This is a genomic window from Thermostichus sp. MS-CIW-40 (assembly GCF_054058315.1).
The window spans coordinates 1-5561 of the sequence record NZ_JBSSAC010000077.1; the positions used below are offsets into that span (position 1 = coordinate 1).

General features: G+C 59.2%; 5 protein-coding genes and 1 pseudogene. 4 read left to right on the forward strand and 2 right to left on the reverse strand.

Features of this window, described 5'->3' with window-relative positions:
• The first annotated feature begins 670 nt into the window (after positions 1-670).
• Genes ACVWXF_RS13990 through rsmD form a run of 3 tightly spaced genes read left to right on the forward strand, consistent with a single transcriptional unit; the run spans position 671 to position 2920 of the window.
• Entirely contained in the window at positions 671-1432 is a 762-nt protein-coding gene (locus ACVWXF_RS13990; protein ID WP_457474696.1) for a HEAT repeat domain-containing protein, read from the forward strand.
• A 39-nt stretch (positions 1433-1471) separates the two neighbouring features.
• Positions 1472-2359, forward strand: coding sequence for a Sll0314/Alr1548 family TPR repeat-containing protein (locus ACVWXF_RS13995; protein ID WP_414421606.1), 888 nt, complete (start codon positions 1472-1474; stop codon positions 2357-2359).
• A 9-nt stretch (positions 2360-2368) separates the two neighbouring features.
• Positions 2369-2920: a 16S rRNA (guanine(966)-N(2))-methyltransferase RsmD gene (rsmD, locus tag ACVWXF_RS14000; RefSeq protein WP_457441881.1), complete on the forward strand. Its 552-nt coding sequence runs from the start codon at positions 2369-2371 to the stop codon at positions 2918-2920.
• Here rsmD and ACVWXF_RS14005 read toward each other — a convergent pair.
• Both ACVWXF_RS14005 and glgA read right to left on the reverse strand, forming a co-directional pair.
• A complete protein-coding gene (locus ACVWXF_RS14005; protein WP_414357398.1) occupies positions 2917-3537 on the reverse strand; it encodes a hypothetical protein in 621 nt (206 codons plus the stop codon). The genes rsmD and ACVWXF_RS14005 overlap by 4 nt on opposite strands.
• A 45-nt stretch (positions 3538-3582) precedes the next feature.
• On the reverse strand, positions 3583-5124 hold the full coding sequence (glgA, locus tag ACVWXF_RS14010) for a glycogen synthase GlgA (RefSeq protein ID WP_414399358.1): 1542 nt from the start codon (positions 5122-5124) through the stop codon (positions 3583-3585).
• A 255-nt stretch (positions 5125-5379) separates the two neighbouring features.
• Between glgA and ACVWXF_RS14015 the strand changes: the two are divergent.
• Positions 5380-5561, forward strand: a pseudogene (locus ACVWXF_RS14015) (photosystem II D2 protein (photosystem q(a) protein)); the annotation flags it as partial.

The window sequence follows — 5561 nt, forward strand, 5'->3', positions numbered from 1 at the left end:
ACTCTTTGCCGCAAATCCAAAGAATGAGTCGGCATTCCTTTCTCTCCTTCCTCTTGAATACCTGTACCCTATTTTAAATTAAAAGGCTGTACCTGGAGGTGATGCCCAACGGGCCGCAGCTACAGAGATTCACATATCGCTTCTGGGGGAACGAGAGGCGGTCAGGGATAGGGGCGTACAACACTAGATAGCACTAGTTATCCACTAGTTATCTAGACATTGAGAGAGCTTGATGCCAGAACCGACTCAGCAACAGCTTTTACGGGGAGTGAGGGCAGTGGTCATAGCATCTCCTCAGGCAGCGGCAGAATGGATCAAGCGGTCAGCCGGGTGTCGGGAAGCTGGACGCGGTAGCCTTTGAGTTCTCTCGGTTGCGAAGCGGTGCATAGCACTCACACAAGCGCGGTCAACCTCTCTGCGTCCTTCGTCGGCCTCTCTACACTGAGAAGCATCCTGCGATTCTAGGGTAAAGACCGGTGGTGGGGAGCTGACGCTTTTGTTATCCTGTCGCATAAGCTCCCCCTCTGGGATCCCAGGGGAAAGTGGGCCAACCTTGCCTGACACTGAACGCCAGCACAGCCCGCATAATGTTCCCGCACAATGTCCTGCACAATGTTGTGTCAGCAAGACTTGGTTCTCGATGGCAGGTTTGCAGAGAGGACGTGACCTGATGTTTACTTGGCTCTGGACGAAACACTTTTCTCGCCTAAACCAGAGGCTGCAAAGCTTGGAGGTGGCCCGCGAGGAAAACCTTCTGTCTCCTGATCTGAGCGCCCAAACTCTGCAGGTGGCCCCCGACTTTTGGGAACGGCAGCACCAAGCCTTTGTCTATGTGGACAAGCAAATGCAAAGGCTCAGCCGTCGCAGCAAGATTTGGGGAGGAATGGCGCTGTTGGCCATTCTGGCCGATGCGGCTTTGATAGTGGCAGGTCTGACGGCGTTTCAGTCTTGGCAGCAGGTGCAGGCGGATCGCCAATTAACTCGCATTGCCCAGCAGACTGCGGCTGCCGATCCTGTGCAGCGAGCTTTTGAGGATCTGGTGGCCCAATTGCCCCAGATGAGCGGGGCAGAGCGATATCGTGCCCTAGAGGCGTTGCAGGCTCTCTCGGCTATCTCGATGGCGCACGGCGGCTATTCCTACGACGGTTCTGCGGGTATTTCTGTGTACAGCTCTGCTCTCCCAGCAACCCCTCTTGAGGCTCAACTGCAAACCATTTACCGGTTGGGGCAAATGCGGGTGGTGGAGGCGGTGCCGGCTTTGCTGACCAAGCTTGCGGACGATGAACCGGTGGTGCGGGAGGCGGCAGCCCGTGCCCTCGGCCAAATCGGGGATCCGCGCGCCTTGGGTCCCTTGCACGATCTTCTGGCCTATGAGCCCAATGAGTTGGTTCAAGATGCCGCTATTGCTTCGATTGCCCAACTGCTGCGCTGAAGAGAGGGTTAGATGGGGGTGGGAGTTGAGGCACTGGGGATGAGTATCGGCAAAATGAGCAGGCTGGGCAAACTGCTGGGGGTGATTTGTTGGGTGTGGGGATCCGCTCTGCCCGTTTGGGCGCAGGATCCCTTCCGCAGCGGGGACAATGCCCGCCCCATCAGGCCGGAGGTGGCGGCAGCTTTTGAAGAGTTCTTCTGTGCAGGCCGCTACAGCCAGAGCCGGGAAAAACTGGAAATGGCCAAGAAGGCCTCCCCCGAAGAGCCGATGGTCTATGCCCTGTTGGCGGCGCTGGCTTATCAGGAGGGAGACCTGGAAGCATTTGCCCAGTTGGCCACTCAAACCCGACAGGTGGCCGCCGAGTTGAAAAAGACGGATCCCTTGCGTGGCAACCTTTACGAGGGTGTGGGCTACGGGCTAGAGGCAGCCAACATAGTGGTGCGAGATGGGGTGGTCATCGGTTTGCCCAAAGCTCTGCCCACCCTCAATCAATTGTTTGCCTCCATCCGGGCCGCCCAAGCAGTGGACAGCAGCGATCCGGAGCTCAATCTGCTCAACGGCTACATGGATTTGCTGCTGACCTACCGGGAGAAGGCTCTAAATCAGTTTCGGATGGCAGCGCCTGACTATCTGTCCTACCGCGGCCAAGCTCTGGCCTACCGGGATATGCAGCGCTTTGACGAGGCGCTGGAGGCGGTGGATCGAGCCATTGCTGCTTCTTGCAGCAACCCCGAGCTTTACTACCTCAAGGCGCAAATTCTGGTTTCCAAAGGGCAAGACCGAGAGGCCGTCCCCCTTTTCGATCAGGCCCTGCAAGCTTCTGCCCAACTGCCCCAACCTTTGGTGGAGCAAATCCAGATGGAGCGGGATCGCGCCGCCCAGCGCAGTGGGTTGACCGGCCAGTTGCCGGCCACGCCTAGCCCCTGAAGGGATCCCATGAGCCTGCGCATCAGCGGCAAACGAGCGCTGCAAACTCCCGCTGGCTTGGGCACTCGACCCACCCCTGGCCGGGTGAGGCAGGCCTTGTTCAACATCTTGCAAGGGCAGGTGGAAGGCTGTCGCTGGCTGGATCTGTGCTGTGGAGCCGGTACGGTGGGGGCAGAAGCCCTGTGTCAGGGGGCCGCTTTTGTGGCCGGGATCGAGATTGCCGCCCCTGCCTGCCGCATCATCCGAGCCAACTGGGCCAAGGTGGCGCAGCTGGGGCAATCTTTCCAGGTCATTCAGGGAGATGCCCGCAAGCTGCTCAGCCGCGGCCTGAACTTGGAGCCATTTGATTACGTGTACTTTGCTCCTCCCTACGAGGCCGGTCTGTACGCCCCGCTCCTGCCCCTGATCCCGCCCTTGCTCAAGCCAGGCGGAACCTTGATCGTCGAGCATCGCAGCGGCCAGAAGCTACCAGACCAGGTGGGATCCCTGCTGCGCTTTGACCAACGAACCTATGGGCAAACGGCCCTCGCCTTCTATCGCCATCTGGAAGAGCAGCTCTAACTGGGAAAGGGGGTGCTGACAAAGCCGATTTCCAAGAGCTGCTGATAGGCTTGGGTGCCCAGCTCGCGGGTTGGGCCCTGGCTGTTGATGACCTGGATCAGCCAGCCCACAGCCTCTTCCGGTCGCCCGGCGGCGCGATAGACCACGGCCAAATCGTAGGCGGCTTGATCCCGGGCTTGGGCGGCAACACGGGCCAGCTCCCGCTGTTCTTCGGAGATGCGGTTTTGGATCCCGGCGAAGGCGCGGGAGAGATCTTGGTGGTAGTTGGAGCGCTGGTTGTAGGCGTTGAACACCTGTTGCAGCAGCTCGACAGCCTGGTCGTAGTTTTGCGCTTGGATGGCGGCATCGGCTTCGGCGGCCAGTTGTTCGGCTCGCAACGCGCTGAGGGCGCTGCTGGGTTGCTCTAGGGCGCGAAACTGCTGCGGATTGGGAATAAGCTGCTGTCCGGCAGGGAGCTGCTGAGCGGTGGCCCAGAAGGTGGAGCCCACGCCCAAGATGAGGCCGAGTAATACGCCGAAAACCAACCGCGCCCAAGAACGGCGCAGAAGGCTAAGTCCCTGGGCGATGGCGTCCTGGCGACAGCCTTGGGAAGCAACAGCGGGACGTCGTCCGATCATGTGCGGGTAACCCCCAAAACCTCTCTTGACCCGTTCCACTTTACCCTACTCCTCGGGTCTTTGCTGCAGCTCAGGGATCCCTTTGGAGCGAGGCTGGGAGGAGATGGGCTTCTTGAGCTTGGGCGGAGAGGAGCTGGGCGAGTTGGGTGGCTCTGGAGGCTTTTCCGGCAGCAGCGGTAGGTTGAGAATCAGCTCATACATGCGCAGGTATTCCAGCGCCGAGCGGTGCCAACTGAAATCACTGGCCATGCCCCGCTTCTGCAGCGCTTGCCAGGTTTCTTTGTGCTGGAAGGCTTCCCAAGCCCGCGCCAGACAGGTGTAAAAGTCCAGGGCTTCGTAGCGGTCAAAGCAGTAGCCGGTGCCGATCCCCTTGCTGGGGATGTGGTGGCTGACGGTATCCACCAGCCCCCCCGTGCGGCGGACGATGGGCACACACCCATAGCGCATGGCGATCATTTGGCTGATGCCACAAGGTTCAAAGCGGCTGGGCATCAAAAACGCATCTGCCCCCCCGTAGATCAACTGGGCCAGCTTGGGTTGGTAGCCTTTTTGGTAGGCCATTTTGCCCGGGTGCCGCTCGGCCATCTCCCGGATCCGCCCTTCGTAGTAGGCTTCGCCGCTGCCTCCCAGCAAAACAAATTGCGCGTCGCTGTAGGCCAAAAAGCGATCCAAGGCTTGGATGAGCAAGTCGATCCCTTTTTGCTCCACCAAACGGGCCACCATGCCCATCAGGAAGGTATCTGGGTTAACGGTCAAGCCCAACTTGGCCTGTAGCGTGGCTTTGTTGGTCGCCCGCCCGCTGAGATCATCGATGCTGAAATTGGCCTCTAGGTCTGGGTCGGTGCGGGGATCAAACCTATCGATGTCGATCCCATTCAAAATCCCGCGCAGCCGTTCCCCTTTCCAGGCCAACAAGTCCTGCAGTCCTTCCCCATGCAGAGGGGTGCGAATTTCCATCGCATAGGTGGGCGAGACGGTATTCACTTGGTCGGCATAGAGGATCCCGGCAGCCATGGTGTTGTGGGCAGAAAAATACCAGGGCAGCCAGGTCATGCGCTCCAGTTGCCAGCGCCAGGGCCCTTGATAGGCCAGGTTGTGGATGGTGAACACCGTGCCAATATCGGGAGCTTGGTGCATCCAGGCCGGGATCATGCCGGTGTGCCAATCGTGGCAGTGGATGATGTTGGGTTTCCAGGGGTAGTAAGTCCAGGCAAATTCGGCTACGGCGTTGGCAAAAAAGGTGAAGCGCCAGAACTCGTCCTCGCCGTAGTAGATGCGGTGGGGAGCAAAGCAGTAGTGGCTGACCAAGTAGAGGGGCACATCGGTGCCGGGCAAAACGCTTTCGTAAATATCGGCCACCTGACCCATGACCTGTTTAGACCAGATGGGATCTTTCGAGCGGGGGTATTGCCCCGGTTCCTGGCCGAACTTGTCCCAGAGAAAGCCATACAGAGGCATGATGATGCGGACATCCTGACCCAGCTTGCGCAAAACGACAGGCAGGGATCCCACCACATCCGCCATGCCCCCCACCTTGGCCAAAGGTGCTGCCTCTGCCGCTGCGAACAAAATCCTGGCTTGAACCACGCTGCCCTCCCTGGTGTTGTGGGCTCCGCTCCGCCGCCGTGAACGGATCCCGGCTCAGTTGCCCTCAGCCAAAACCCTTCCCATCCTAAAACACAAGGGATCCCTGCGCCGGATGAGCTGATGCAGCGCCTCATCTTGAGGTTATGTTGCAACTTATTGATTTTTCGTAAGATGGAAGGACAGTGCTGCTCAGAACTGTCGTGGGCGCTGCTGTATTGCACTTTATTCGTCGTCATTGTTCTGGAGAGACGTCCTATGACCATAGCGGTAGGGCGCGTGCGTCAGGAGCGAGGATGGTTCGACATCGTCGATGACTGGCTCAAGCGCGACAGATTCGTGTTTATCGGCTGGTCCGGGCTGCTGCTGTTCCCCTGCGCTTACCTAGCCCTGGGCGGCTGGCTCACCGGCACCACCTTTGTAACTTCCTGGTACACCCA

Excerpts from the sequence above, each read along its gene's own strand:
- ACVWXF_RS13990 (WP_457474696.1), top strand. The coding sequence starts at position 671 with ATGTTTACTTGGCTCTGGACGAAACACTTTTCTCGCCTAAACCAGAGG.
- ACVWXF_RS13995 (WP_414421606.1), top strand. The coding sequence starts at position 1,472 with ATGAGTATCGGCAAAATGAGCAGGCTGGGCAAACTGCTGGGGGTGATT.
- rsmD (WP_457441881.1), top strand. The coding sequence starts at position 2,369 with ATGAGCCTGCGCATCAGCGGCAAACGAGCGCTGCAAACTCCCGCTGGC.
- ACVWXF_RS14005 (WP_414357398.1), bottom strand. The coding sequence starts at position 3,537 with ATGATCGGACGACGTCCCGCTGTTGCTTCCCAAGGCTGTCGCCAGGAC.